This window comes from Cupriavidus laharis (genome assembly GCF_914271435.1).
Classification (GTDB): Bacteria; Pseudomonadota; Gammaproteobacteria; order Burkholderiales; family Burkholderiaceae; genus Cupriavidus; species Cupriavidus laharis.
On the sequence record NZ_CAJZAI010000003.1, the window covers coordinates 129,944 to 155,512 of the forward strand.

The window sequence follows — 25,569 nt, forward strand, 5'->3', positions numbered from 1 at the left end:
GTACGAGGCGTCAGGAATCCGGACAGCATCGCCATGCGCCCTGGCACGCGCGAAGGTGCCAGGGCCTGCGTGCAGTGCCTTGATTTCAAACGCATACCGGCGCTACACGCTGGTGCTTTCCAGCCTTGGCACGTGCCTTGCCATGGAGTTGGCGTGGGAAACCCCACCATGACGAAACCAATGACAGGAGGCAACATGCAATCGCAGTCCACAGTACAGGTGATGGGCATCGATGCCGGCGGCACGATGACCGACACGTTCTTCGTACGCTCGGATGGCCGGTTCGTGGTCGGCAAGGCGCAGAGCAATCCGGGCGACGAATCCCTTGCCATCTACAACTCTTCCGAAGATGCCCTGGCCCACTGGAACCGGACAGTGGACGATGTCTATCCGGAACTCGTAACCTGTGTTTACTCCGGTACGGCCATGCTCAACCGCATCCTCATGCGCAAGGGGCTTGCCGTCGGCCTTATCTGCAACCGCGGATTCGAGCAGATCCATTCGATGGGCCGCGCGCTGCAGAGCTACCTGGGCTATGCCCTGGAAGACCGCATCCACCTCAACACCCACCGCTACGACGAGCCGCTGGTGCCCGTCTCGCGCACGCGCGGCGTCACCGAGCGCACCGATGTGCAGGGGAAGGTGGTCATCCCGCTGCGCGAGGACGAAGTCCGCCAGGCGACCCGCGAACTGGTGGAGGCCGGCTCGCAGGCCATCGTCATCTGCCTGCTTCAATCCCACAAGAACGAATCCAGCGAGCAACGCGCCCGCGACATCGTGCGCGAGGAATTGAAGAAGCTGAAAGCCGATATTCCTGTCTTCGCCTCGGTGGACTACTACCCGTCGCGCAAGGAAAGCCACCGGATGAACACCACCATCCTCGAGGCTTACGGTGCGGAGCCTTCGCGCCAGACGCTGAAGAAGGTCAGCGACCGTTTCAGGAAGCACGGTGCCAAATTCGACCTGCGCGTCATGGCCACGCACGGCGGCACCATCAGCTGGAAGGCCAAGGAACTCGCGCGCACGATCGTCTCCGGCCCCATCGGCGGCGTCATCGGCTCCAAGCTGCTGGGCGAGTACCTGGGCGATGAAAACATCGCCTGCTCCGATATCGGCGGCACCAGCTTCGACGTGGCCCTGATCACCAAGGGCAATTTCGCCATCAAGTCCGATCCCGACATGGCGCGGTTGGTGCTGTCCCTGCCCCTGGTAGCAATGGACTCGGTGGGCGCCGGCGCCGGCAGCTTCGTGCGCCTCGACCCCTACAGCAAGTCGATCAAGCTCGGCCCCGACAGCGCCGGCTACCGCGTCGGCACCTGTTGGCCGGAAAGCGGCCTCGACACGGTGTCTGTCTCCGACTGCCACGTCGTGCTCGGCTACCTGAACCCGGAGAACTTCCTGGGTGGCGCCATCAAGCTCGACGTGCAGCGCGCCCGCGACCACATCAAGGCGCAGATCGCCGACCCGCTCGGCCTGTCGGTCGAGGATGCCGCCGCGGGCGTCATCGAGCTGCTCGATCTCACCCTCTCCGAGTACCTGCGCGCCAACATCAGTGCCAAGGGCTACAACCCGGCGGACTTCACCTGCTTCTCCTACGGCGGCGCCGGCCCGGTGCACACCTACGGCTACACCGAGGGCGTCGGCTTCAAGGACGTCGTCGTGCCGGCCTGGGCGGCCGGCTTCTCGGCCTTCGGCTGCGCCTGCGCCGACTTCGAGTACCGCTACGACAAGTCAGTGGACCTTGGTGTTGCCCAGCACGCCCCCGACGCCGACAAGGAAGCTGCCTGCAAGAGCCTGCAGGAAGCCTGGTCCGAACTGGCAGTCAAGGTCATCGACGAATTCGTCCTCAATGGCTACAAGCCCGAGGACGTGTTGCTGATCCCGGGCTACAAGATGCAGTACATGGGCCAGTTGAATGACCTCGAAATCGTCTCGCCGGTGACCAGCGCCGCCACCGCCGCCGACTGGGACCAGATCGTCGAGGCCTTCGAGAACACCTACGGCCGTGTCTACGCCAGCTCTGCGCGCTCGCCGGAACTGGGCTTCTCGATCACCGGTGCCATCCTGCGCGGCACTGTCGTGACCCAGAAGCCGGTGCTGCCGGAAGACCCGGATGCCGGCCCGACACCGCCCAAGGAAGCCTATCTCGGCACCCGTCCGTTCTACCGCCACAAGAAGTGGGTGGATGCCGCGCTCTGGAAGATGGAAGCCCTCAAGGCCGGCAACCACATCGTGGGTCCCGCCATCATCGAATCCGACGCCACGACCTTCGTCGTGCCAGACGGCTTCGAAACCACGATCGACAAGCACCGCCTGTTCCATCTCAAGGAAGTGAAATAAGGAGACACGCCATGAACATGATGAGCCATAAGGAAGTCGGCTTCGCCGACCTGCTGCAGAACGGCCAGACGCTCAAGCAGTACCGCGACCGCATCATCGAGCGCACCAAGGCCACCGGCCACTACAACGGCCTAGAGACGCTGGAATTCCGTGACAGCGACCCGATCGGTTACGAGAAGCTGTTCTCCAAGCTGCGCGGTGGCCTGGTGCATGCCCGCGAGACCGCCAAGAAGATCGCCGCCAGCCCCATCGTCGAGCAGGAAGGCGAGCTCTGCTTCACCCTCTACAACGCCGCCGGCGACTGCGTCCTGACCTCGACCGGGATCATCATCCACGTCGGCACCATGGGCGCGGCGATCAAGTACATGATCGAGAACAACTGGGAAGCCAACCCTGGCATCAATCCCGGTGACATGTTCACGACCAATGACTGTGCCATCGGCAACGTCCACCCGTGCGACATCGCCACCATCGTGCCGATCTTCTGGGAAGGCCGGCTGATCGGCTGGGTCGGCGGCGTCACCCACGTCATCGACACCGGCTCGGTGACGCCGGGCTCGATGTCCACCGGCCAGACGCAGCGCTTCGGCGACGGCTACATGATCACCTGCCGCAAGACCGGGGTGAACGACGAACCGCTGCGCGACTGGCTGCACGAGTCCCAGCGCTCGGTGCGCACGCCGAAGTACTGGATCCTCGATGAAAAGACCCGCATCGCCGGCTGCCACATGATCCGCGAGCTGGTCGAGGAAGTGATCCGTGCCGACGGCATCGAAGCCTATGAGAAGTTTGCCTTCGAGGTCATCGAAGAAGGCCGCCGCGGACTGCAGAGCCGCATCAAGGCCATGACCCTGCCGGGCAAGTACCGCAAGGTCTCCTTTGTCGACGTGCCCTACAAGCATGACGACGTGCAGGTCTCCAACGCGTTCGCCAAGCTCGACTCCATCATGCACTCGCCGGTGGAGATGACCATCCGGCCGGACGGCAAGTGGCGCCTGGACTTCGAAGGCGCGAGCCGATGGGGCTGGCACACCTTCAACGCCCACCAGGTGGCATTCACGTCCGGAATCTGGGTGATGATGTGCCAGACCCTGGTGCCCACGCAGCGCATCAATGACGGTGCCTACTTCGCCACCGAGTTCCGCCTGCCAAAGGGCACCTGGTGCAATCCGGATGACCGCCGTACCGGCCATGCCTACGCCTGGCACTTCCTGGTCTCGGGCTGGGCGGCGCTTTGGCGCGGCCTGTCGCAGTCCTACTTCAGCCGCGGCTACCTGGAAGAGGTCAATGCCGGCAACGCCAACACCTCCAACTGGCTGCAGGGCGGCGGCATCAACCAGGACGGCGAAATCCACGCGGTCAACAGCTTCGAGGCCAGCTCATGCGGCACTGGCGCCTGCGCCGTCAAGGACGGCCTCAACCACGCCGCCGCCATCTGGAACCCGGAAGGCGACATGGGTGACATCGAGATATGGGAAATGGCCGAGCCGCTGCTCTACCTCGGCCGCAACGTCAAGGCCAACTCCGGCGGCTACGGCAAGTACCGCGGCGGCTGCGGCTTCGAGACGCTGCGCATGGTGTGGAACGCCCAGGACTGGACCATGTTCTTCATGGGCAACGGCTTCATGAACAGCGACTGGGGCATGATGGGCGGCTACCCGTCCGCCACCGGCTATCGCTTCGAGGCACACAAGACGGGCCTGGAGCAGCGCATTGCCATTGGCGACTCCCTGCCCCTGGGCGGCGACACCGATCCGGACAGCCCGGACTTCGAGCGCCATATCGACGCCACCGCCGTGGTCAAGCGCGACAAGCAGTGCATCACCACCGAGGACTGCTATGACAACCATGACCTGTACCTCAACTACCTGCGCGGTGGCCCGGGCTTTGGCGACCCCATCGACCGAGATCCGAAGGCCGTCGAGGCGGACCTGAACCAGAAGTTCCTGTTGCCGGAATATGCGCAGAAGGTCTATGGCGCCGTCTTCACGCAGGACGCCAAGGGCGTGTTCACGGTGGATACCGCCAAAACCCAGGCTCGCCGTGCCGAGATGCGCAAGGAACGCCTGGCCCGGGCCCTGCCGACGCGCGAATGGATGAAGGAAGAACGCGAACGCATTCTCAACAAGCACGCGTCCACCCAGGTGCAGCACATGTTTGCCACCAGCTTTGCCCTGTCCGAGAAATTCACGCGGGAGTTCAAGCAGTTCTGGAGCCTGCCCGCCGACTGGCAATTGCGCGAGGAGGATCTGGGCGTGCCGTCCTATGGCGCGAAGCATCGCATGGACCTGTCCCTGCTGCCCGACGTCACCACCGTCGTCCAGGTCGAAGAGTAATCACCGCATCCAGGAGTTGAACCATGTCTGCTTACACGAATGAACAGGTCGCGCATCTCGTCGACGGCTCCCTCGATTGGGAAACCACTTTCCGCATGCTCTCGATGCCCAAGGACGAGGGCCGATTCGAGCAATATCTCGCCGCCTTGCAAGCGAAGGTGAGCTTCCCGGACCGCATCGTGCTTCCGCTCAGCCCGCACATGTTTATCGTGCAGTCGGCGAAGAGCAAGAAGTGGATTGTCAAATGCGACTGCGGCCACGAGTTCTGCGACTACCGCGAGAACTGGAAGCTGCATGCCGCCATCTACGTACGCGATACCGAGGAGGCGATGACCGAGGTGTATCCGAAGCTGATGGCCCCTGACACACAATGGCAGGTGTATCGCGAGTACTACTGCCCGTCTTGCGGCACCATGCACGACGTGGAAGCGCCCACCCCATGGTATCCCGTGATCCACGATTTCGAGCCGGACATCGAAGCTTTCTACAAGGAATGGGTGGGACTGCCGGTCCCGGAGCGCTCCCCGGACTAACCGTTGCGTGGTGCGGGGACAAGCACCCTTGTTCCCCGCATTCCCCCTCCCTGATATTCTCGCGGTACGACTTCCCGGACGCGACGCCATGAGCGGTCGCGTACCCCGTGCGGGCACGATGGGCGGATTCGCCCGGATTGCATCGGTTCGGGGTGCAGGCTACTGCCGGAAGGGGAGGGACGGGGGAGGGGGACTTGCAGACCATCGACAACACAAACCAGAGCCGGCCCGGCGCAGTGCATTGGGTGGTGAAGATGAACCACCGCAATCGCACGGCGTCCTGGTGGATCGTTTTCCTGATTCTTGCCTTGCATTTCCATGCCACGGGCCGAGGCACGGCGGCATGGATCCTGATGTCGCTCCAGTTCCTGGCCTATCCGCATGCGGTCTACCTGGTAGCCAGGCATGCGCGCGCGCAGATGGAAGCCGAGATCAACAACCTGCGCCTGGACGACTTTTGCTTTGGCCTCTGGACCGCATGGCTGGGATTTCCGCTCTGGATTACCTACCTGCTGGTTATATGCGGGTGCATCAACCTGGCGGCGTTCCGAGGGTTTCGCGGGGCGCTGCAGGCGGCTGCCTTGTCGGCGGCAGGGGCTGCCGTGTCGGCTGCCTGGTTCGGCTTGAAGTTTGAACCTGACACGACGATGCCGGTCACGGCACTGAGCATGGCTTGCCTGTCGGCCTATCTGCTGCTGTTTGCCCGGGGCGCTTATCTTCGCGCGCTGACCCTGAGCGAGACGCGCCACAAGCTGCGGCTCAGCGAGCAGGCGTTGCAAGGGCAGCTGGAGGCCGTGCATGCACTGCAGGCCCAGCTGACCGAGCAGGCCAACCGCGATCCGTTGACCGGCCTGTACAACCGGCGGTACCTCAACGACTCGCTCAGGCGTGAATTTGGCCCGGGTGCCAGGACGGACCAGTCCGTGGCAGTGCTGCTGGTCGATATCGACCATTTCAAGCAGATCAATGACCGGTATGGCCACTCTGCCGGGGACCAGGTACTGAGGCACGTGGCCACGCGGTTGCAGCAGCAGGCGCGCGCCAGCGACGTCGTGTGCCGCTATGGTGGCGAAGAGTTCCTGGTGCTCCTGCCCGGGATGGACGCCGATGCGGCCCTGAGCCGGGCGGAGTGGTACCGGAAGACTGTCTCCGTGCCCGGGACGATCATCGCGCTGGAAGGCGCGGTGGTGACACTGTCTATCGGCGTGGCAGGCACGACAGACAAGGCGGTGAGTCCGCAAGATCTGATCGACCGGGCGGACAAGGCTTTGTACCTGGCGAAATCGAGTGGGCGCAATCAATCCGTGGTCTTTGCGGAGGCTGGTGCCAGCGTGCCCATGCCGTGAGTGATGGCTTGCGGGCAGGCACGGCTGCCGAACGCGCGCCAGGCTGGCACGGCGCGCCCGCTGAGCAGGCGCGCGTCGCACCCAGGCCGATCAGGCTTGCGCCGGCTTGCCGTCCTTCAGCCGCCAGAGGTACAGCGGATTTTCGTCCTGCAACGCGGCAGGCAGCAGTTCCGCGGGCACGTTCTGGTAGCACACCGGCCGCAGGAAGCGATCCATTGCCGTGGTGCCGACCGAGGTCGAGCGCGTGTCGGACGTCGCCGGGAACGGGCCGCCATGGACCATGGCATAAGACACTTCCACGCCAGTCGGATAGCCGTTGAAGAGCACGCGGCCCACCTTGCACTCCAGCAGCGGCAGCAGTTGCGCGGCCAGCGCGTAGTCGCCGTGGTCAGCCTGCACGGTGGCGGTCAGCTGGCCTTCCAGCTCTCGCGTGACGGCTAGCATTTCCTCGGCATCGCGGCAGGCCACCAGCACGGTGGACGGGCCGAACACCTCGGCATGCATGCGCGGATCGGCGATAAAGCGCTGCGCCGTGGTCTCGAAGACCGCCGCGCAGGCCTGGTTCGGGCCCGTGCCGGCCCGGCCGCTCGCGGTACGGGCGAGGCCATCGATGTCCGACAGTTTGCCGATGCCCTGTTCGAACGCGTGCTGGATGCCCGGCGTCAGCATGGTGCCGGCCGGCTTGGTCGTCACGGCGGCACGGGCCGCCGCGCGGAAGGTGTCGAGCGCCGGGCCTTCGAGCGCCAGCAGCAGGCCGGGATTGGTGCAGAACTGGCCCACGCCCAGCACGAGTGAATCGGCCAGGTCGCGCGCGATGGCTTCACCGCGTGCCGCCAGCGCTTCGGGCAGCAGGAAGACGGGATTGATGCTGCTCATCTCCGCGTAGACCGGGATCGGCTGGGCGCGGTTGCTGGCCACTTGCATCAGTGCCAGGCCGCCGCTGCGCGAGCCGGTGAAGCCCACGGCCTGGATGGCAGGGTGGGCCACCAGTTCCGTGCCGACGGTGTGGCCTGCGCCGGTCAGCAGCGAGAACACGCCTTCTGGCAGGCCGGCATCGGCCACGGCCTTGCGGATCGCGCGGCCGACCAGTTCGGACGTGCCCGGGTGCGCGGGATGGGCCTTGGCCACCACCGGGCAGCCGGCCGCCAGTGCCGAGGCGGTGTCGCCGCCGGCCACGGAGAACGCCAGCGGGAAGTTGCTGGCGCCGAACACGGCCACGGGGCCGATCGCGATCTTCTGCATGCGCAGGTCGGGGCGCGGTGGCGTGCGTTCTGGCAAGGCACTGTCGAGCGTTGCAGCCTGCCAGCGGCCGGCGCGCAGCACCGTGGCGAACACGCGCAACTGGCCCGTGGTGCGGCCACGCTCGCCTTGCAGGCGGGCGATGGGCAGCGCACTTTCGGCGTGCGCGCGTTCGATCAGCGTATCGCCAAGCGCTTCGATCCGGTCGGCAATCGCTTCGAGGAAGCGCGCCCGCTGCTCGGGGGAGGTTGCACGGAAGGTATCGAATGCCGCTTCGGCCAGTTCACAGGCACGCGCCACGTCGGCGCTGCTGGAGCCGTGGAAGACCGGTTCCAGGGTCTCGCCGGTGGCCGGGTTGATGGCGTGGAAGGGTTCGTCGGTGCCGCGCACGGTGCTGGCGCCGATCAGCATTTCGCCGGTAGTTGTCATGTCTGGGTTTCCTGCAAAGGGAAGAGGAGGGCGACGGTCGCCGTCACATGGACCAGTCCGTTCGGGCGTGCCGCGGCGGAGGATTTCATCTCATAAGACATCATATGACATGAGCCGGCCCGCCGCAACCATATGGCTGCCGGCCTGCTTAGGCGGCCGAAGCCTTGCGCAGGCGCTCGCGGCTGTTGGTCAGGTGCATCCGCATGGCGGCCTTGGCGGCCTCGGGGTCGCGGCGCTCGATGGCGTCGTAGATATTCTCGTGCTCGAAATGCACGCGTTCAAGGTACTGCACGCGCTCCTGCGAATTGACCTGCAGGCGGCTGCGCGGGATCAGCATGGTGCCCAGGTGGCCCATGATGTCGGTGAAATAGCGGTTGCCGGTGGCGCGCGCGATGGACAGGTGGAACTCGAAATCGGCGCCGACGGCGTCGCTGCCCTCGGTGGCGCTGCGCCTCATGGTGTCGAGCGCGCGGCGCATGGTGGCAAGCTGCTCGTCGCTGCGGCGCGACGCGGCCAGGCCGGCTGCCTCGGCTTCCAGGCTGACGCGGAATTCCAGCATGGCCAGTACATCCATGGCGGTGCCCATGGTGGCGGGGTCGATGCGGAACGGCGAGGGCGTTTCCGCCGGGCGTTCCAGCACGAAGGTGCCGATGCCGTGGCGGGTTTCCACCAGACCGCTGGCCTGCAGGCGCGACAGCGCTTCACGCACCACGGTGCGGCTCACGCCAAAGCTGGCCATGACCTCGGACTCGGTGGGGAGCTTGTCGCCTGGCTTGAGCTGGCCCTGGCGGATGCTTTCCGTGAGTCCGCTCACCACTTCCTCGGCAAGCGTGCGGCCCCGGCGGCGCAGGGGTGCGGGCGAAGTCGTCTGAGCGTCGGACATGGGCGTAGGGGATGGCGTAGGGAAATTGCGGCCTTGACCTGGCCGGGATGTGATTATTATACTCGGTTGTAAGTCATACGACGACTGATAACGTATGCTGCAACATCAGTCATGTGCAACCAACGACATACACCGCAGCCTGTGCCGCTGCGCCAACGAATGCCAATCAGATTCCGGAGACAGCCCGCATGACCGCTTCGCCAGCCGCCATCCAAGGCAACAACGCCGCCACGCCCTTCGTGACTGAACTGACCGTGGTGCCGGTCGCCGGCCACGACAGCATGCTGATGAACCTGTCGGGCGCGCATGGCCCGTACTTCACGCGCAATATCGTCATCCTGCGCGACAGCGCGGGCAATACCGGCGTGGGCGAGGTGCCGGGCGGGGAGGGGATCCGCCAGACGCTGGAAGATGCCCGGCCGCTGGTGGTGGGGCAGCCCATCGGCCAGTACCAGGCCATGCTCAACCGCGCGCGCGCCGCGTTTGCCGGCCGCGACGCCGGCGGCCGCGGCCTGCAGACCTTCGACCTGCGCGTTGCCATCCACGCCGTGACGGCGCTCGAGGCCGCGCTGCTGGACCTGCTCGGCAAGCATCTGCAGGTGCCCGTGGCGGCCCTGCTCGGCGAAGGCCAGCAGCGCGACGCGGTGGAAATGCTCGGCTACCTGTTCTATATCGGCGACCGCCGCCGCACCACGCTCGACTACCGCACCGAGCCGGACGCCGGCAACGCATGGTTCCGCCTGCGCAACGAAGAGGCCATGACGCCCGAGGCCGTGGTGCGCCTGGCCGAGGCAGCCTACGAGCGCTATGGCTTCAACGATTTCAAGCTCAAGGGCGGCGTGCTGCGTGGCGACGAGGAGATGGAGGCGATCATCGCGCTGCACGAGCGCTTCCCGAAGGCGCGCGTCACGCTCGATCCGAACGGCGGCTGGCTGCTTGCCGATGCCATCCGCCTGTGCCGCGACAAGCATGGCGTGCTCGCCTACGCGGAAGACCCGTGCGGCGCCGAGGACGGCTACTCGGGCCGCGAGATCATGGCCGAGTTCCGCGCGGCGACAGGATTGCCGACGGCCACCAACATGATCGCCACCGACTGGCGCCAGATGGGCCACGCGGTGCGTCTGCAGTCGGTGGACATCCCGCTGGCCGATCCGCATTTCTGGACCATGCAGGGCTCGGTGCGCGTGGCGCAGATGTGCGCCGAGTGGGGGCTGACCTGGGGTTCGCACTCCAACAACCACTTCGATATCTCGCTGGCGATGTTCACCCACGTGGCAGCTGCCGCGCCGGGCCGCATCACCGCCATCGACACGCACTGGATCTGGCAGGACGGCGAGGCCCTGACGCGCGACCCGCTGAAGATCGAAGGCGGCATGGTGCAGGTGCCGAAGACGCCGGGCCTCGGCGTGGAACTGGACATGGACGCGCTGGCGCGCGCCAACGCGCTCTACAAGGAGAAGGGCCTGGGCGCGCGCGACGACGCCATCGCCATGCAGTTCCTGATTCCCGGCTGGAAGTTCAACAACAAGGCGCCCTGCATGGTTCGCTAAGGGGCGCCGCTATCGCCATCCCATACGGCCAGCGCCATATCTATCAACAGGAGACACAACAATGATTGATCTTTCCATGCTGCTGCGCCGCTGTGCCGGCGCTGGCATCGCACTGGCAGCGGTAGCTGCGGTGACTGTCGCAAGCGGTGCGGCCACGGCCGCCAGCCCTGCCTGGCCGCAAAAGGCGGTTTCGGTGGTGGTGCCGTTCCCGGCGGGCGGCTCGACCGACACCATCGCGCGCATGCTGGCCGTGCCGCTCAATGAAAAGCTGGGCCAGCCCTTCGTGGTGGACAACCGCCCCGGCGCCACGGGCGCGATCGGCGCGACCTTCGTCAAGCGCGCGCCGGCGGACGGCTACACGATGATGGTGGCGTCGATCGGCGTCTACGCGGTGAACCCGTTCCTGCAGAAGAACCTTGCCTATGATCCGGCCAGGGACTTCGACCTGCTCACCGTGGCCGTGCGTGCGCCCAACGTGCTGGTGACCAACCCGAACTTCCCGGCCAAGACCGTGCAGGAACTGGTCAGCTACATGAAGAAGAACCCGGGCAAGGTCAGCTTCGCGACCTCGGGCGCGGGTTCGTCCGACCACCTGACCGCGGCGCTGTTCTGGCAGAAGAGTGCTACCGAAGGCCTGCATGTTCCGTACAAGGGCGGCGCGCCGGCCATTTCCGACCTGCTGGCCGGGCAGGTGGACGTGTCCTTCCAGAACATCAACGCGGTGCTCCAGCACATCCGCAGCGGCAAGCTGCGCGCGCTGGCGGTGACGTCCGACAAGCGCGCCGCGGTGCTGCCGAACGTGCCGACCATGGCCGAAGGCGGCGTGAAGGATGTGGAGGTCTATTCGTGGCAGGGCGTCGCCGCGCCGCGCGGCCTGCCGCCTGACGTGAAGAGCCGCCTGCACGGCGCGCTGGTCGGCGCCCTCAACGAGCCGAAGATGCGCGGCAAGCTGGCCGAGAGCGGCTTCGAGGTGGTGGCCAACACGCCCGAGCAGTTCGCGCAGTTCGAGAGCCAGGAACTCAAGCGCTGGAAGACGGTGATCGAGCAGGGCAAGATCAGCATCGAGTAAGTCGGCGGGTCCTGTCGCAAGCCCCGCTTCCCGTGCAGGAGCGGGGTGCCTTCACAAGGGCGGCTGTCAGGCCGCCCTTGCCATTCCCGCCGCCGGCTGCAGGGCGATGCCGATGTCCCACAGCGTTTCGCCGATCGCCGTGACGAGATTTCGCATCTCATTGTCGTCGATCGCGCCGATGCATCCCACACGGAACGCGCCCGGCTGCTGATCACCTGAACACGCCGGGCAGCCGCTGCTGTCCGCTGATCGCACGAAAATCCCCTTCAATGCACCAAAATACGGCTTTTCCGCCGCGGTCAGAGGTGTTTTGACTGCCGCTTGCCCCATGCTGGTGCTAAAGTTCCTGATTGTCTCGACGGGCACGGTGCGCCCTACCTGTCTGGACAACCGGAGGCTACCCACCCTCCATCGGCGCAACGCCAAACGGCACGAAAGACCGGTAACGATCCGGCGAAACGGCCGGATCCAGCCACAGTACCCAGCACAGCAGAGACAACCCGTGAGTTCACCCTCCCTCGACGCATTCCTGGCCGGGGTCGCCCGCCGCGACCCCAATCAACCTGAATTCCTCCAGGCCGTGAAGGAAGTCATGATGACGCTTTGGCCGTTTGTCGAGCGCCACCCGCGCTATGCCGACCAGGCCCTGCTCGAGCGCCTGGTCGAGCCCGAACGCGTGATCCAGTTCCGCGTGGCGTGGACCGACGACCAGAACCGCGTGCAGGTCAACCGCGCGTTCCGCGTGCAGCACAGCTCGGCCATCGGTCCGTTCAAGGGCGGCATGCGCTTCCACCCGACGGTGAACCTGTCGGTGCTGAAGTTCCTCGGCTTCGAGCAGACCTTCAAGAACGCACTGACCACGCTGCCGATGGGCGGCGGCAAGGGCGGCTCGGACTTCGACCCGAAGGGCAAGTCGGACGCTGAGGTCATGCGCTTCTGCCAGGCGCTGGTCACCGAGCTGTACCGCCACTTGGGTCCGGACACCGACATCCCCGCCGGCGACATCGGCGTGGGCGCGCGCGAGGTCGGCTTCATGGCCGGCATGATGAAGAAGCTGTCGAACCAGTCCGCCTGCGTGTTCACGGGCAAGGGCCTCGCCTACGGCGGCAGCCTGATGCGTCCGGAAGCCACCGGCTACGGCACCGTGTACTTCGCGCAGGAAATGCTCCACCGCCGCGGCATGAGCTTCGACGGCCTGCGCGTGCTGGTCTCCGGCTCGGGCAACGTTGCGCAGTACGCGGCCGAAAAGGCCATCGAACTGGGCGCCAAGGTGTTGACGCTGTCCGACTCCGGCGGCGTGCTGCACTACCCGCAGGGCATGACCACCGAGCAGTTGGCTGAGGTCATGGCCTTCAAGAACGAAGAGCGTGGCCGCCTGTCCGATTTCGCCGCCCGCCACGACATGAAGTTCGAAGCTGGCCGCACCCCGTGGCACGTGCCCGCTGACGTGGCGCTGCCGTGCGCAACGCAGAACGAACTCGACGGCAACGACGCCGAAACCCTGCTCGGCAATGGCATCATCTGCGTGGCCGAAGGCGCCAACATGCCTTCCACGCTCGAAGCCGTGGACCGCTTCGTCGACGCGAAGATCCTCTACGCACCGGGCAAGGCCAGCAACGCCGGCGGCGTGGCCACGTCGGGCCTGGAGATGTCGCAGAACGCCATGCGCCTGTCATGGCACCACGCCGAGGTCGACGAGAAGCTGCACGCGATCATGAAGGACATCCACCAGAACTGCATCCACCATGGCCAGAAGGACGGCGGCTACGTGAACTACGTCGAAGGCGCGAATATCGCGGGCTTCGTGAAGGTCGCGGATGCGATGCTGGCGCAGGGTGTGATCTGAGGGAACGGCCGGCGCGATGCCGGTCGATGAGGAAATCGCAGTGAAGCATGGCGGTGGGGGATATCCCGATTTCCCACTTCCTCGCAGTTCACGCTATCATCGCGACACGGCAGATCCTTGATCTGCCGCAAAGCGGCGCTGGACCACCCTCCGGCGCCGTGCGACATCGCAGGAGAGACCGGAACGCCGCCAGGCGGGTCCGGCGCCGACGGAGCAACCGCCCCGGAAACTCTCAGGCACACAGGACTGTGGCGTCGCAAGTACAGATCTGGAGAGTGGCGCTTCGCGCCCACCGAAGGGGACGGCATGGCGTGGCCATGTCCAAGCTCTCAGGTACCACGGACAGATGGGGCAGGGGACCGGCAACGGTCAAAACTATCCTTGCTTCAGGACAATCTGTCATGTCTCACATGCTCGTCATCGGCGCCGGCATTACCGGCGTCACGACCGCCTATACCCTCGCGAAACAGGGCTATCGCGTCACCGTGCTGGACCGTCACCACTATCCGGCGATGGAAACGTCGTTCGCCAACGGCGGCCAGCTTTCCGCGTGCAATGCCGAAGTCTGGAACAATGCCGGCACGCTACTCAAGGGCCTGAAATGGATGATGAAGCGCGACGCGCCGCTGCTGCTCAATCCGCGTCCGTCGTGGCACAAGTATTCGTGGCTCGGTGAATTCGTCGGGCATCTGCGCAGCTATCGCGCCAACACCATCGAGACCACGCGGCTGGCCATTGCCGCGCGCCAGCACCTGTTCGAGATGGCCGAGCGCGAGCAGATCGATTTCAATCTCGAACGGCGCGGCATCCTGCACTTCTATCACGATCGTCCGAGCTTCGAGGCCGCGGGCCGCACCAACCGGATGCTGGTGGAGGGCGGCCTGGAGCGCTATGCCGTCACGCCGGAAGAGATCCGTGCGATCGAGCCCACGCTGCAGGGCAATTACTATGGCGGCTACTACACGCCGTCCGATTCCACCGGCGACATCCACAAGTTCACACGCGGGCTCGCGCGTGCGTGCGAGCGGCTGGGCGTGGCGTTCATGCACGGTGTGGATGTCAAGTCCGTGGACCAGCGTCCGGATGGCGTGACGATGCGCGTGGCGGCGTCGGAAGCCGCCGTGGCGGCAGGCCAGGATGGCGGTGAGCGCGAGATCACGGGGACCGCCGTGGTGGTCTGCGCCGGCGTGGGCAGCCGCCATATCGCGGCGATGCTGGGCGACCGGCTCAATGTCTATCCGGTCAAGGGCTACTCGATTACGGTGCACCTCGATGACGAGCGCAGCGTGAAGAACGCGCCCTACGTGAGCCTGCTCGACGAGAGCGCCAAGATCGTGACCAGCCGGCTGGGGGCGGACCGCTTCCGCGTGGCCGGCACCGCGGAATTCAACGGCCACAACCGCGATATCCGTGCCGACCGCATTGCGCCGCTGGTGTCATGGGTGCGGCGCAATTTCGATATCGAGACCTCGCGCGCGGTGCCGTGGGCCGGGCTGCGGCCGATGATGCCTGACATGATGCCGCGCGTCGCACGTGGCCGCGCCGCCCGGGTGTTCTACAACACGGGGCACGGCCATCTGGGCTGGACGCTGTCGGCGGCTACGGCGGCGATGATCGGCCAGACCATCGCCGCGAGTTATCCGGTCCACTGATCGCACCTTATCCGGGATCGCACAGGCGAACGGCGGCGGGCGGCTCGGCGCGGCCTGGAGTTGAAAGTTCAGGCTCGCCCGGACTCTGCCCAACTCCATCAGGCATCGAGCCGATTGCCGTCAGGTCCCTTTAAGGATACATCTCGAAATCAAGGCCGATTGGATATCGGCCACCCGGATAGTGATGAAAAAGATAATCACTATCCACTTCATGCCTTGGCCTGCTCAGTGACTTGCCATCGCATCCCTTGAGGCACGGACCCGTGCCGGGCTGCCGGTCTATGTAAATTTGGCAGAACGCCTTCTGGCGCAGAGCCTATATTTCCCCAGACCAGGACCAATCCGCGGAGGGAGCTTCATGTCCTTTGTGATCGTCGTTGCAGCCCTTGCCTTCCTGATGCTTGCCGCCTACCGCGGCTACAGCGTCATCCTGTTTGCCCCGCTGGCCGCGCTTGGCGCCGTGCTGCTGACCGACCCGTCGGCGGTGGCACCGGCCTTCACCGGCATCTTCATGGAGAAGATGGTCGGTTTCGTGAAGCTGTACTTTCCCGTGTTCCTGCTGGGCGCCGTGTTCGGCAAGGTCATCGAGCTGTCCGGCTACTCGCGCTCGATCGTCGCGGCCGCCATCCGCTACATCGGCAGCTCGCGCGCGAACGCGGTGATCGTCGCCGTGTGCGCGTTGCTGACCTATGGCGGCGTGTCGCTGTTCGTGGTGGTGTTCGCGGTCTATCCGTTCGCGGCAGAGTTGTACCGGCAGAGCAATATTCCGAAGCGGCTGATGCCAGGTGCGATCGCGCTGGGCGCGTTCTCGTTCACGATGGATTCGCTGCCCGGTACGCCGCAGATCCAGAACATCATCCCGACCACCTTCTTCAAGACCACAGCCTGGGCCGCACCCGTGCTCGGCGTGGCCGGCGCGCTGTTCATCATCGTCGTCGGCCTGGGCTACCTGGAATGGCGCCGCCGCGCCGCGGTGGCCGCGGGCGAGGGCTACGGCACGTCGTTGCTGAACGAGCCGGAGCCGGTGGAAACGGCCCAGTTGCCCAACCCTCTGCTGGCCCTCGCGCCGCTGGTGCTGGTGGGTGTGTCCAACTTCGTGCTGACGCGCATGATCCCGCAGTGGTACGGCGCCGCCAGCACGCTGGAGCTGCCCGGCCTGGCCAAGCCGGTGACCGTCCCGACCGCATCCGTGGTCGCGATCTGGGCCGTGGAAGGCGCGCTGCTGATGGGCATCCTGCTGGTGGTGGTGACCGCGTTCGGCACCGTGCGCCAGCGCTTTGCCGAAGGCAGCAAGGCGGCCGTAGGCGGTGCGCTGCTGGCGGCCATGAACACGGCTTCGGAATACGGCTTTGGTGGCGTGATTGCGGCGCTGCCGGGTTTCCTGGTGGTTGGCGACGCGCTGCGCAGCATTCCCAATCCGCTGGTCAACGCAGCCGTATCGGTGAGCGCGCTGGCCGGCATCACCGGCTCGGCGTCGGGCGGCATGAGCATTGCGCTGGCAGCCATGGGCGATACCTTCATCCAGGGCGCGCAGACGGCCGGCATCCCGCTTGAGGTGTTGCACCGCGTGGTGTCGATGGCCAGCGGCGGCATGGATACGCTGCCGCACAACGGCGCCGTGATCACGCTGCTGGCCGTGACCGGCCTCACGCACCGCGAGTCCTACCGCGACATCTTCGCCGTCACCATGATCAAGACGATGGCGGTGTTCTTCGTCATCCTGGTTTTCTACATGACCGGGCTGGTTTGACCGTTTCCCGTATTTCCTGAGTCCGCATTGTCATGACAACCCTGGTGCAGAAGCAGATTGATGACCTTGCTGCGCGCGAGGGACTGACTGCTGATGCGGCGCGTGCGCGCCTGCTCGGCGGGAAGCAGTACTCTGGTCAGTTAGCTTGGGGCTGGGTGTCGTGCTTGGCGGGCGTGGCTGTTTCGCCGGCGTAGCCGGCGAAACAGCGGCGCATGCCAAGCACGATACCGGCACCAACCACCCACCCTTCAAGCCATCTGACCAATCGTCTTCCTGAACCGATTCAACGACAACACAAACAACACCGACCCGATAACGAGCAGCGCCAGAAAAGGCTTCCACACGACATCCAACCCCGCGCCGCGAAAAAGAATCGCCTGGCCAAGCGAGACGAAGTGCGTAGTGGGCGCCGCCAGCATGATGTCCTGCACGATCTGCGGCATGCTTTCCCGCGGTGTGTTGCCACCTGAAAGCATCTGCAGCGGCAGCAGCACCAGCACCATCAGCATGCCGAACTGCGGCATGTTCCGTGCCACGGTTGCAAGGAAAATACCCATCGCCGTGGTGGCGAAAAGGTGCAACGCCACCCCCGCCATGAACAGCAGCAGCGAGCCCTCGATGGGCACATGCAGCGCGCCGCGCACCACGAACACCAGCGATAGCATCGCCGCTGCCATCACCACCAGCCCCATCGACCACACCTTGGCCAGCATGATCTCGGTCGGCGTGACCGGCATCACCAGCAGGTGCTCGATGGTGCCGTGCTCGCGTTCGCGGATCAGCGCGGCGCCGGTCAGGATGATCGACAGCATCGTAACGTTGTTGATGATCTGCGTCAGCCCGCCGAACCACGACTGCGTCAGGTTCGGGTTGAAGCGCGCGCGCAGCGCCAGGTCCACCGGCGGTGGCGCGGCGCCGCGGTATCGTTGCACGAACTCGTTCACTTCGTCGGTGAAGATGCGCTGGATGTAGCCGCTGCCGCTGAACGCCTGCATCATGCGCGTGGCGTCTACGTTGAGTTGCACCGCGGGTGACCGCCCGGCCAGCACGTCGCGCTGGAAGTTGGGCGGGATGTCCAGCGTGAAGGTGTAGTCGCCGGCGTCCATGCCTTTGTCCATCTGCGCGGGTGAGATCTGGCGCGGCGGCGCGAACTGGGGCGGGTAGAACGCGGAGATGATGCGCTCGGCCAGCGGCGACGCATCCTCGTTGACCACCGCGATGGGCGCCATGTGCAGTGTCTCGGGCACGGCGGTCGCGCCGGTGTAGACCGACACGCTGAACACGTAGACGATCAGCACCAGCATGGTCGGGTCGCGCACCAGGCTCCACAGTTCCTTGATGCCGAGGCGGTAGATGTTGGCCAGGTGCCGCATGGTCAGCGCTCCTGCTTCTTCAGCAATGCCGCGGTGGCGCCGAAGATCACCGGCACGGCCACGAGCATCGGCCAGAACGATGCGCTCAGGTCATGCAGCCCCAGCGCCTTGTTGAACACGCCCCGGCTGATGGTGAGCATGTGCGTGGCCGGGTAGGCCAGGCCGGCCAGCCGCGCCGAGCCTTCCAGCGACGATACGGGCACCAGCATGCCGCAGAACTGCACGGCGGGGATCATGGTGCCGATGATGGCGAAGAACATCGCCGCGATCTGGCTGCGCGTGAACGTGGATGCCAGCATGCCGATGCCGGTCGCGCAGAACGCATAGACCAGCGCGGCCAGTGCCAGGGTCGGGAAGCTGCCCTTGATCGGTACGCCGAATACCGTGACCGCCAGCAACGCCATCAGCAGGAAGTTGAACATCGCCAGCACCACGTAGGGCAGTTGCTTGCCGACCAGGAATTCCGCGCGCGTGACCGGTGTCACATACAGGTTGATGATGGAGCCGAGCTCCTTCTCCCGCACCACGGCGAGCGCGGTCAGCATGGCAGGCAGCATCAGCAACAGCAGCGGGATCACCGCAGGCACCATCGCGGGCAGGCTCTTCACGTCGGGGTTGTAGCGGAAGCGCGTTTCCAGCGTGGCGGCGCTCACGGCGTTCTGCCCGTAGCGGTGGCGCATCTGGTCGAGCAGCCAGCCCTGGTGCATGCCCTGCACATAACCCTGCACGGTCTCCGCGCGCGACGGCATGGAGCCGTCGACCCACACGCCGACCTGCGCCCGCGAGCCCCGCTGCACGTCGCGCGCAAAGCCGGGCGGGATCTCGATGGCCAGCGCCAGTTCGCCGCTGCGCAGGCGCCGGTCCATGTCGGCATAGTCGGTGATCGGCGAGCGCTCGATGAAATAGCGCGAGCCAGACAGGTTCAGCGCATAGTCCTGGCTCAGCACGGTCTGGTCGTGGTCGAGTACGGCGAAGCGCAGGTCTTCCACATCCATGCCGATGCCGTAGCCCATGGCGAACAACAGCACCAGCGAGCCGACCAGCGCCAGCGTGGCGCGCACCGGATCGCGGCGCAGTTCCAGCGCTTCGCGCCACATGTAGGTCAACGCGCGTGGCAGGCTGAAGCGCTGGCGGCGCGGGGCCGGTTCAGCGCTGGTTGCGGGCGACGTGGCCTCGGCCGGTGCTTCGATGGGCGCAGGTGCGCTCGCATCGGTCAGGTAGGCGATGAAGGCCTCTTCCAGCGTGGCCGCATTGCGCTTGCGCACGAGTTCGGCCGGCTGGTCGCTGACCAGCACGCGGCCGGCGTGCATCAGCGAGATGCGGTCGCAGCGCTCGGCCTCGTTCATGAAGTGCGTGGAGATGAAGATGGTCACGCGCTCGTTGCGCGACAGCCCGATCAGCAGCCGCCAGAAGCTGTCGCGCGCCACCGGGTCCACGCCGGACGTCGGTTCGTCCAGGATCAGCAGTTCGGGCCTGTGCACCATCGCCACGGCCAGCGACAGCCGCTGGCGGATGCCGAGCGGCAGGTTGGCAGGCAGTGTGTCGAGCACGTCGGCCAGGGAAAAGCGCTCCACCATCTCGGCCACGCGTGTGGGGATCTCGGCGGCAGGCACCGCGAACAGCCGCGCATGCAGTTCCAGGTTCTGCCGCACGGTGAGTTCGCCATACAGCGAGAACGCCTGCGACATATAGCCGACGCGCTTGCGGGTATCGACGTCCTTCGGGTCGATCTCATGGCCGAACAGCCAGGCCTGGCCTTCGCTGGCCGGCAACAGGCCGGTCAGCATCTTCATCGTGGTCGACTTGCCGCAGCCGTTGGAGCCCAGGAAGCCGAAGATCTCGCCACGGCGGATGCGGAAGCTGACCTTGTCCACAGCGACGAAATCGCCGAAGCGCATGGTGAGGTCCCTGGCTTCGATGGCGATGTCGGCTTCGTCGCCGGTTGCCAGCGGCGTGATGGTGACTTCGGTGTGCCCGCGACGCCGCGATTCGGGCAGCAGCGCGATGAACGCGGCTTCGAGCGATGTGGTGCCGGTACGCGCGAGCAGTTCGGCTGGCGTGCCGGTATCGAGCACCTTGCCGGCGTCCATGGCCACCAGCCAGTCGAAGCGCTGCGCTTCGTCCATGTAGGCCGTGGCGACGATCACGCTCATGGCCGGGCGCGAGGTGCGGATACGGGCAATCAGGTCCCAGAACTGCGCGCGCGCAAGCGGGTCCACGCCGGTGGTGGGCTCATCGAGGATCAGCAGGTCGGGATCGTGGATCAGTGCGCAGCACAGCCCGAGCTTCTGCTTCATGCCGCCGGACAGCTTGCCGGCCGGGCGGCCCAGAAACGGGTGCAGGCCGGTGCTGCGCGTCAGGTCGTCGATGCGCCTGCGCCGTTCGGCGTCGTCATGTCCGAACAGACGCCCGAAGAAGTGCAGGTTCTCTTCCACCGACAGCGTCGGGTACAGGTTCTTGCCCAGCCCCTGCGGCATGTAGGCGATGCGCGGGCATACGGTCTCGCGATGCCTGCGGTCGCGCATGTCGCCGCCGAAGGTCTCCACCACGCCTTCCTGTACCGCGCGCGCGCCGGACAGCAGCGACAGCAGGCTCGACTTGCCCACGCCGTCGGGCCCGATCAGGCCGATCATGCGGCCCGCCGGCACGTCGAGGTCGATGCCGTCCAGTGCCATCGTCCCGCCGTATTTCAGGCTGACGCCGGCAAGCCGGGCGACCGGGGGCGGGGCGGAGTCCATGGCTACTGCGGCACCTTCACCGCAAGGTTGGCCGGCCATTCGGCCTTGGAATCCAGCTTGACCCAGGCCACACCGGGCACACCGGTCTTGACCTGCTTGAGGTGCTTCTTGAGCAGTTCACGGTCAATCTGGGCTTTGACGCGGAACATCAGCTTCTCGCGCTCGCTGGCCGTTTCGACGGTCTTGGGCGTGAATTGGGCCGTGCTGGCCACGAACGAGATCGTGGCGGGAATCACGTAGCCGGGCGCGGCGTCGAGCAGGATCCGTGCCTCGGCGCCCAGCGGCACGCGGCCGGCCACGGTCGCCGGCAGGAAGAAGGTCATGTACACGTCCGACAGGTCGACCAGGTTCAGCACCTTGCCGCCCGCGCCGAGCACTTCGCCGGGCTGGGCGATGCGGTATTGCACGCGCGCGTCGCGCGGCGAGGTGAGCTGGCTGTCGGCGATGTCCGCCTCGATACGCGCGACGGTGGCCTTGGCCGCGATGATGGCCGAGCGCGTGCCGACCAGCTGGGCGCGCGCTGCTTCGATGGCCGCCTGCGCAGCGGCCACCTGTGCCTTCGACGCCGCCACGGCGGCCTGCGCGCTGCGCACGCGGGCACGGTCGTCGTCGAGTTCCTGGATGGACGAAGCGCCTTCGCGCGACAGCGTACTGGAGCGGGCCAGGCGGCGCTGGGCCGCATCGAGCTCGCTCTCGCGCTGGGCCACGACCGCCTGCGCCGCGACCTTGTCGCTCTCGCGCACGGCTACCTGCGCTTCGGCGCTGGCGGCGGCATTGACGGCCTGCTGCTGTTGCGCGCGCGCTTCATCGCGCTGCGCTTCGAGCGTCTGGACCTGCATGCGCGCCAGCGGCGCTCCGGCGGCGACAAAGTCGCCTTCATTGACGAGGATGGTGTCGATGCGTCCGGCGAGCTTGGTTGCCACGTCGATCTGCGTGGCCTCGATGCGGCCGTTGCCGCTGGCGAAACCCGGCCCGGGACCGGTATCGCGCATGGCATTCCAGCCGTACACGCCTGCCGCGACGGCCAGCGCCACGGCGGCGACGGGAATCAGCTTTCTGGCAGGGAATTTCATGATGGCTTACCTGAGGATGGGGGCGCGGCAGGCACGCCGGCAGCTTCGGTGGCGTAGACGTGCGTGCCGCCGCCCAGCGCGGTATAGAGGGCCACGCGGCTCGACAGCAGCGCGCGGCGCGTCTGCACCAGCAATTGCTGCGCGCCCAGCAGGTCGCGCTGGGCGTCGAGCACTTCCAGGTAGGGCGTGGCGCCGTTGTCGTAGCGCAACCGGGCCAGGCGCTCGCGTTCGGATTGCAGTTGCAGGGTTGCCGTCAGGTCGGTGACCTGTTCGGCCAGCCGTTCGCGCGCCGACAATGCGTCGGACACGTCGCGGAACGCGGACTGGATGGCCTTTTCATACTGGACGACGGCCTGGTCGCGCCGCACCTCGGCCAGCTTCAGGCTGCTGCGGGTGCGGCCAGCGTCGAAGATCGGGACAGACAGCGATGGGCCGAAGCTCCAGGCGCGGCTGGGCCCCGTGAACAGGTTGTCCAGTTCCACGCTGGCCGTACCGAGGGTGCCGGTCAGCGTGATGCGCGGGAAGAACGCGGCGCGCGCAGCGCCGATATTCGCATTGGCCGCGGCAAGCTGGTGTTCGGCGGCGACGATATCGGGCCGGTTGGTCAGCAGTTCCGAAGGCAGGCCGGGCGCCATGTCGCGCAGGACGATGCTGTCGTCGAAGCGGCTGGTCAGCGGGGGCAGCGCCACCGGCGCGCCGACCAGCAGCGCGAGCGCATTGGCCTGCGCCGCGCGCTCCTGCCGCAGTTGCGAACCGAGCGTGCTGGCCTGGCGCCACAGTGCTTCCACCTGCGTCAGGTCGAACTTGGACGTCGAGCCCATTTCATAGCGGCGCCGGAAGATACGCAGCGATTCCGCGCGCGAGGCAATGGTCTGGTCCGTGAGCTCGATGCGCTCGTCCAGCTCGCGCAGCACCAGGTAGCCGTTGGCGACCTGGCCGATCAGGCTGATGGTGGCCGCTTCGCGCGCGGCATCGGTGGCCAGGTAGTTCTCGAGCGCGGCGTCCTTCAGGCTGCGCACGCGGCCCCAGAAGTCGAGCTCCCACGCGTTCATGCCGACACCGGCTTCGAAATCGTTGACGGTCAGCGGATGCCCCGTCGGGCTGAAGTCTCGCGGTGTGCGCGACCGCGTGGCGCTGGCGCTGGCACCGATGGTCGGAAACTGTTCCGAGCGCTGGATGCCATACAGCGCCTGCGCTTCTTCGACGCGCAGCACGGCGGCACGCAGGTCGCGGCTGTTGGCCAGAGCCTGCTCGATCAGCGCCCGCAGCGCGGGGTCAGCGAAGAAATCGCGCCAGGCGGTCGCGGCGGCCGTCGAGGGCTGCGTCGCGCCGGCCTCGGCACCGGCATAGGTGGCGGGGACCGGTGCGGCGGGCCGCTCCAGCGGCGGCGCCATCGACATACAGGCAGACAAGGCCATGGCCAGGGCGGCTACCGTGGCGGCAGCCAGCCGTGGCGGGGAATTTCGGGGTGGCAGTGACTGCCGGCGGGCGCGGGTGGATCGTCTGGGAAGATCTGCACCCATCGCTCAGCCTCGGGGCGACGGATCCCGTGGCCTGGCGCGGCGTGTCTGGATGGGAACGCGCCGCAGCACGCGCTTGGGCAGACGCCGCAGCGCGGCGCGGGTCAGGACAACGGAGACAATGGCCGGGAGGGCAAGGACAGCGACAATGTACGCAAGGACTGGGGCGCTCATTTGCGTTTTCCGGTGATTAATTACAACAATACTGTAACGATTTCGTGGCTTCGGCCCCTTGATAAAGGTCAATCCGCTCCCGGCCCTCAGGCCGGGGGCGCCGCTGTGCGGCCGACCCGCGGCTCCGTTACCATCGCATGTACCGAGGACAGTGCCATGAACGCATCACTGAGAGGCAAGGTTGCGCTGGTCGCCGGCGCCACGCGTGGCGCCGGCCGCGGCATTGCCGTGCAACTGGGTGCGTGCGGCGCCACCGTCTATGTCACCGGGCGCAGCACGCGGTCCGCGCGGTCCGAGATGAACCGGCCGGAAACCATCGAGGAGACTGCCGGACTGGTCGATGCCGCCGGCGGACGCGGCATTCCGGTACGGGTGGACCATCAGGTGGCGGACGAAGTCCGGGCACTGGTTGAACGCATCCGGCGCGAGCAGGGGCGGCTGCACATCCTGGTCAATGACATCTGGGGCGCCACCACCATGGAATGGAACAAGACGGTGTGGGAGTCTTCGCTCGACATCGGGCTGCGCACGCTGCGCCTGGGCGTGGAAACCCACGCGATCACCAGTCACTTTGCGCTGCCGCTGCTGATCGCGGAGACGGGCGGGCTGGTGGTGGAGGTGACGGACGGCACCAATGACTACAACGCCAGCCACTACCGCGTGTCATTCTTCTATGACCTGGCCAAGGCGGCCGTCAATCGCATGGCGTTCTCGCTTGGACATGAACTGGCGCCGCACGGCGGTACGGCGGTGGCGCTGACACCAGGCTGGCTGCGGTCGGAGGCCATGCTCGATGCATACCGGGTCACCGAAGCGAACTGGCGCGATGCCACCGCGGTGCAGCCGCATTTCGCCATTTCGGAGAGCCCCGCCTTCGTCGGCCGCGCCGTCGCGGCGCTGGCCCGGGATGCGAACGTGTCGCGCTGGAATGGCCAGTCGCTTTCCAGCGGACAGCTTGCCCGCATCTATGGTTTCACCGACCTGGATGGGAGCCAGCCGGATGCGTGGCGCTACGTGCCGGAGGTGCAGGATGCGGGCAAGCCGGCGGATACCACCGGCTATCGCTGAGGTGGACTGCCTGCGCTCAGGTTGACTTCGGTTTCAGCAGGTCTCCGGCTTCCTGCAGGTTCTGCTGCGCGCGGTTGCCGATCACGGCCATGGCGTCGGCCTGCGACTTGCGGGCCATCTCGGCCAGTTCGCGCATGTTCTCCAGCGCCTGCTGAAGCGCCTTCTGGACGAACTCGTTCTGCCTGGTCATGGCCTCGGCGGGGTTGCCGCCGGTAGCCATCTGCTGCGCGGCGGACTGGATCTGCTGCATGGCCTGGCCAAAGATCTCGGTCTGCTTCTGCATCAGGGCCTGCATGCCTTCATAGGCGAGCTTGTTGGCTTCGCCGAGTGCCTCGATGTCCTTGCGCCGCGCTTCCATCACGGCGCCCATGTCCATGCCCGGGAGTTGGAATTGCTCGAGCATCTTGGTGAAATCCGCAAAGGGGTTGGGAGGGGTAGTCATGCGGTCACTCCTTGTGATCGGGGGAAATCGGGGTGGCGGTGCGTGCTGCATGTCTGTGAATACTCTAGGTGGTGGAGGGGGCGGGCGGCAAGGAACGGGATGGGCTGGATGCAGTCATGCGTGGCATCTTCTGGCACACCCATCCGTCGCCGGGTATTCGCAGAAACCCTAAAGTTTCCGCCCCCATTGCCGTTGCCACCCATAGCCC

17 protein-coding genes, 2 pseudogenes and 1 riboswitch are annotated in these 25,569 nt (G+C 66.2%); of the genes and pseudogenes, 11 read left to right on the forward strand and 8 right to left on the reverse strand.

The genetic code is table 11. From position 1 onward, the window contains the following. Nucleotides 1-195: 195 nt before the first annotated feature. The 4 genes from LDO29_RS07860 (at nucleotide 196) to LDO29_RS07875 (ending at nucleotide 6,555) form a co-directional block, all read left to right on the forward strand. Nucleotides 196-2,340 (forward strand): hydantoinase/oxoprolinase family protein, encoded by a 2,145-nt coding sequence (locus LDO29_RS07860; protein ID WP_224079236.1) that lies wholly within the window; start codon nucleotides 196-198, stop codon nucleotides 2,338-2,340. Between the two features lie 11 nt (nucleotides 2,341-2,351). Beyond that, a complete protein-coding gene (locus LDO29_RS07865; protein WP_224079237.1) occupies nucleotides 2,352-4,676 on the forward strand; it encodes a hydantoinase B/oxoprolinase family protein in 2,325 nt (774 codons plus the stop codon). A gap of 23 nt (nucleotides 4,677-4,699) precedes the next feature. After that, nucleotides 4,700-5,209, forward strand: coding sequence for an acetone carboxylase subunit gamma (locus LDO29_RS07870; RefSeq protein ID WP_224079238.1), 510 nt, complete (start codon nucleotides 4,700-4,702; stop codon nucleotides 5,207-5,209). A gap of 194 nt (nucleotides 5,210-5,403) precedes the next feature. Then, the gene (locus LDO29_RS07875) at nucleotides 5,404-6,555 is read left to right on the forward strand and encodes a GGDEF domain-containing protein (RefSeq protein WP_224079239.1); all 1,152 of its coding nucleotides are present in this window, start codon (nucleotides 5,404-5,406) and stop codon (nucleotides 6,553-6,555) included. Nucleotides 6,556-6,645: 90 nt separating this feature from the next. On the opposite strand, the gene LDO29_RS07880 is transcribed toward LDO29_RS07875, so the two are convergent. Both LDO29_RS07880 and LDO29_RS07885 read right to left on the reverse strand, forming a co-directional pair. Continuing rightward, nucleotides 6,646-8,223, reverse strand: coding sequence for an aldehyde dehydrogenase (NADP(+)) (locus LDO29_RS07880; RefSeq protein WP_224079240.1), 1,578 nt, complete (start codon nucleotides 8,221-8,223; stop codon nucleotides 6,646-6,648). 148 nt (nucleotides 8,224-8,371) lie between these two features. Next, complete coding sequence (locus tag LDO29_RS07885; RefSeq protein WP_224079241.1) at nucleotides 8,372-9,106, reverse strand: FadR/GntR family transcriptional regulator; 735 nt, start codon at nucleotides 9,104-9,106, stop codon at nucleotides 8,372-8,374. 188 nt (nucleotides 9,107-9,294) lie between these two features. Between LDO29_RS07885 and gudD the strand changes: the two genes are divergently transcribed. Continuing rightward, nucleotides 9,295-10,656: a glucarate dehydratase gene (gudD, locus tag LDO29_RS07890; protein ID WP_224079242.1), complete on the forward strand. Its 1,362-nt coding sequence runs from the start codon at nucleotides 9,295-9,297 to the stop codon at nucleotides 10,654-10,656. 61 nt (nucleotides 10,657-10,717) lie between these two features. After that, on the forward strand, nucleotides 10,718-11,725 hold the full coding sequence (locus tag LDO29_RS07895) for a Bug family tripartite tricarboxylate transporter substrate binding protein (RefSeq protein WP_224079243.1): 1,008 nt from the start codon (nucleotides 10,718-10,720) through the stop codon (nucleotides 11,723-11,725). 66 nt (nucleotides 11,726-11,791) lie between these two features. Here LDO29_RS07895 and LDO29_RS07900 read toward each other — a convergent pair. Beyond that, nucleotides 11,792-11,932 (reverse strand): annotated as a pseudogene (locus LDO29_RS07900) (2-aminoethylphosphonate--pyruvate transaminase); the annotation flags it as partial. Between the two features lie 295 nt (nucleotides 11,933-12,227). On the opposite strand from LDO29_RS07900, the gene gdhA reads away from it, so the two are divergent. The 4 genes and pseudogenes from gdhA to LDO29_RS07920 all read left to right on the forward strand — a co-directional run. Continuing rightward, nucleotides 12,228-13,571, forward strand: coding sequence for an NADP-specific glutamate dehydrogenase (gdhA, locus tag LDO29_RS07905; protein WP_224079244.1), 1,344 nt, complete (start codon nucleotides 12,228-12,230; stop codon nucleotides 13,569-13,571). A gap of 159 nt (nucleotides 13,572-13,730) precedes the next feature. Further along, nucleotides 13,731-13,830: riboswitch (glycine riboswitch) on the forward strand. A 142-nt stretch (nucleotides 13,831-13,972) separates the two neighbouring features. Beyond that, nucleotides 13,973-15,223: a D-amino acid dehydrogenase gene (locus LDO29_RS07910; protein ID WP_224079245.1), complete on the forward strand. Its 1,251-nt coding sequence runs from the start codon at nucleotides 13,973-13,975 to the stop codon at nucleotides 15,221-15,223. A 358-nt stretch (nucleotides 15,224-15,581) separates the two neighbouring features. Then, nucleotides 15,582-16,973 (forward strand): GntP family permease, encoded by a 1,392-nt coding sequence (locus LDO29_RS07915; RefSeq protein ID WP_224079246.1) that lies wholly within the window; start codon nucleotides 15,582-15,584, stop codon nucleotides 16,971-16,973. A 29-nt stretch (nucleotides 16,974-17,002) separates the two neighbouring features. Then, nucleotides 17,003-17,167: pseudogene (locus tag LDO29_RS07920) on the forward strand (3-hydroxybutyrate dehydrogenase); the annotation flags it as partial. Nucleotides 17,168-17,221: 54 nt separating this feature from the next. Here LDO29_RS07920 and LDO29_RS07925 read toward each other — a convergent pair. The 4 genes from LDO29_RS07925 to LDO29_RS07940 are packed head-to-tail and all read right to left on the reverse strand — an operon-like array spanning nucleotide 17,222 to nucleotide 23,575. Further along, nucleotides 17,222-18,346 carry an ABC transporter permease gene (locus LDO29_RS07925; protein ID WP_224079247.1) on the reverse strand — a complete coding sequence of 375 codons (1,125 nt, stop codon included), beginning with the start codon at nucleotides 18,344-18,346 and terminating at the stop codon, nucleotides 17,222-17,224. 2 nt (nucleotides 18,347-18,348) lie between these two features. Continuing rightward, nucleotides 18,349-21,084 (reverse strand): ribosome-associated ATPase/putative transporter RbbA, encoded by a 2,736-nt coding sequence (rbbA, locus tag LDO29_RS07930; RefSeq protein WP_224079248.1) that lies wholly within the window; start codon nucleotides 21,082-21,084, stop codon nucleotides 18,349-18,351. Between the two features lie 2 nt (nucleotides 21,085-21,086). Continuing rightward, nucleotides 21,087-22,157, reverse strand: a complete 1,071-nt coding sequence (locus LDO29_RS07935) for an HlyD family secretion protein (protein ID WP_224079249.1) — start codon at nucleotides 22,155-22,157, stop codon at nucleotides 21,087-21,089. Then, entirely contained in the window at nucleotides 22,154-23,575 is a 1,422-nt protein-coding gene (locus LDO29_RS07940) for an efflux transporter outer membrane subunit (protein ID WP_224079250.1), read from the reverse strand. Before LDO29_RS07940 ends, LDO29_RS07935 begins: the two co-directional genes overlap by 4 nt. Before the next feature lie 432 nt (nucleotides 23,576-24,007). Here LDO29_RS07940 and LDO29_RS07945 point away from each other — a divergent pair, with 432 nt between their 5' ends. Further along, nucleotides 24,008-24,919 carry an SDR family oxidoreductase gene (locus tag LDO29_RS07945; RefSeq protein WP_224079251.1) on the forward strand — a complete coding sequence of 304 codons (912 nt, stop codon included), beginning with the start codon at nucleotides 24,008-24,010 and terminating at the stop codon, nucleotides 24,917-24,919. A 16-nt stretch (nucleotides 24,920-24,935) separates the two neighbouring features. Here LDO29_RS07945 and LDO29_RS07950 read toward each other — a convergent pair whose 3' ends face one another. After that, nucleotides 24,936-25,361, reverse strand: a complete 426-nt coding sequence (locus LDO29_RS07950; RefSeq protein ID WP_224079252.1) for a phasin family protein — start codon at nucleotides 25,359-25,361, stop codon at nucleotides 24,936-24,938. Nucleotides 25,362-25,569: the final 208 nt, after the last annotated feature.

Bases quoted from the DNA above. Each gene is read 5' to 3' on its own strand.
- LDO29_RS07860 (WP_224079236.1), top strand. From the start codon at position 196: ATGCAATCGCAGTCCACAGTACAGGTGATGGGCATCGATGCCGGCGGC.
- LDO29_RS07865 (WP_224079237.1), top strand. From the start codon at position 2,352: ATGAACATGATGAGCCATAAGGAAGTCGGCTTCGCCGACCTGCTGCAG.
- LDO29_RS07870 (WP_224079238.1), top strand. From the start codon at position 4,700: ATGTCTGCTTACACGAATGAACAGGTCGCGCATCTCGTCGACGGCTCC.
- LDO29_RS07880 (WP_224079240.1), bottom strand. From the start codon at position 8,223: ATGACAACTACCGGCGAAATGCTGATCGGCGCCAGCACCGTGCGCGGC.
- LDO29_RS07885 (WP_224079241.1), bottom strand. From the start codon at position 9,106: ATGTCCGACGCTCAGACGACTTCGCCCGCACCCCTGCGCCGCCGGGGC.
- gudD (WP_224079242.1), top strand. From the start codon at position 9,295: ATGACCGCTTCGCCAGCCGCCATCCAAGGCAACAACGCCGCCACGCCC.
- LDO29_RS07895 (WP_224079243.1), top strand. From the start codon at position 10,718: ATGATTGATCTTTCCATGCTGCTGCGCCGCTGTGCCGGCGCTGGCATC.
- LDO29_RS07910 (WP_224079245.1), top strand. From the start codon at position 13,973: ATGTCTCACATGCTCGTCATCGGCGCCGGCATTACCGGCGTCACGACC.
- LDO29_RS07915 (WP_224079246.1), top strand. From the start codon at position 15,582: ATGTCCTTTGTGATCGTCGTTGCAGCCCTTGCCTTCCTGATGCTTGCC.
- LDO29_RS07925 (WP_224079247.1), bottom strand. From the start codon at position 18,346: ATGCGGCACCTGGCCAACATCTACCGCCTCGGCATCAAGGAACTGTGG.
- rbbA (WP_224079248.1), bottom strand. From the start codon at position 21,084: ATGGACTCCGCCCCGCCCCCGGTCGCCCGGCTTGCCGGCGTCAGCCTG.
- LDO29_RS07935 (WP_224079249.1), bottom strand. From the start codon at position 22,157: ATGAAATTCCCTGCCAGAAAGCTGATTCCCGTCGCCGCCGTGGCGCTG.
- LDO29_RS07940 (WP_224079250.1), bottom strand. From the start codon at position 23,575: ATGGCCTTGTCTGCCTGTATGTCGATGGCGCCGCCGCTGGAGCGGCCC.
- LDO29_RS07945 (WP_224079251.1), top strand. From the start codon at position 24,008: ATGAACGCATCACTGAGAGGCAAGGTTGCGCTGGTCGCCGGCGCCACG.
- LDO29_RS07950 (WP_224079252.1), bottom strand. From the start codon at position 25,361: ATGACTACCCCTCCCAACCCCTTTGCGGATTTCACCAAGATGCTCGAG.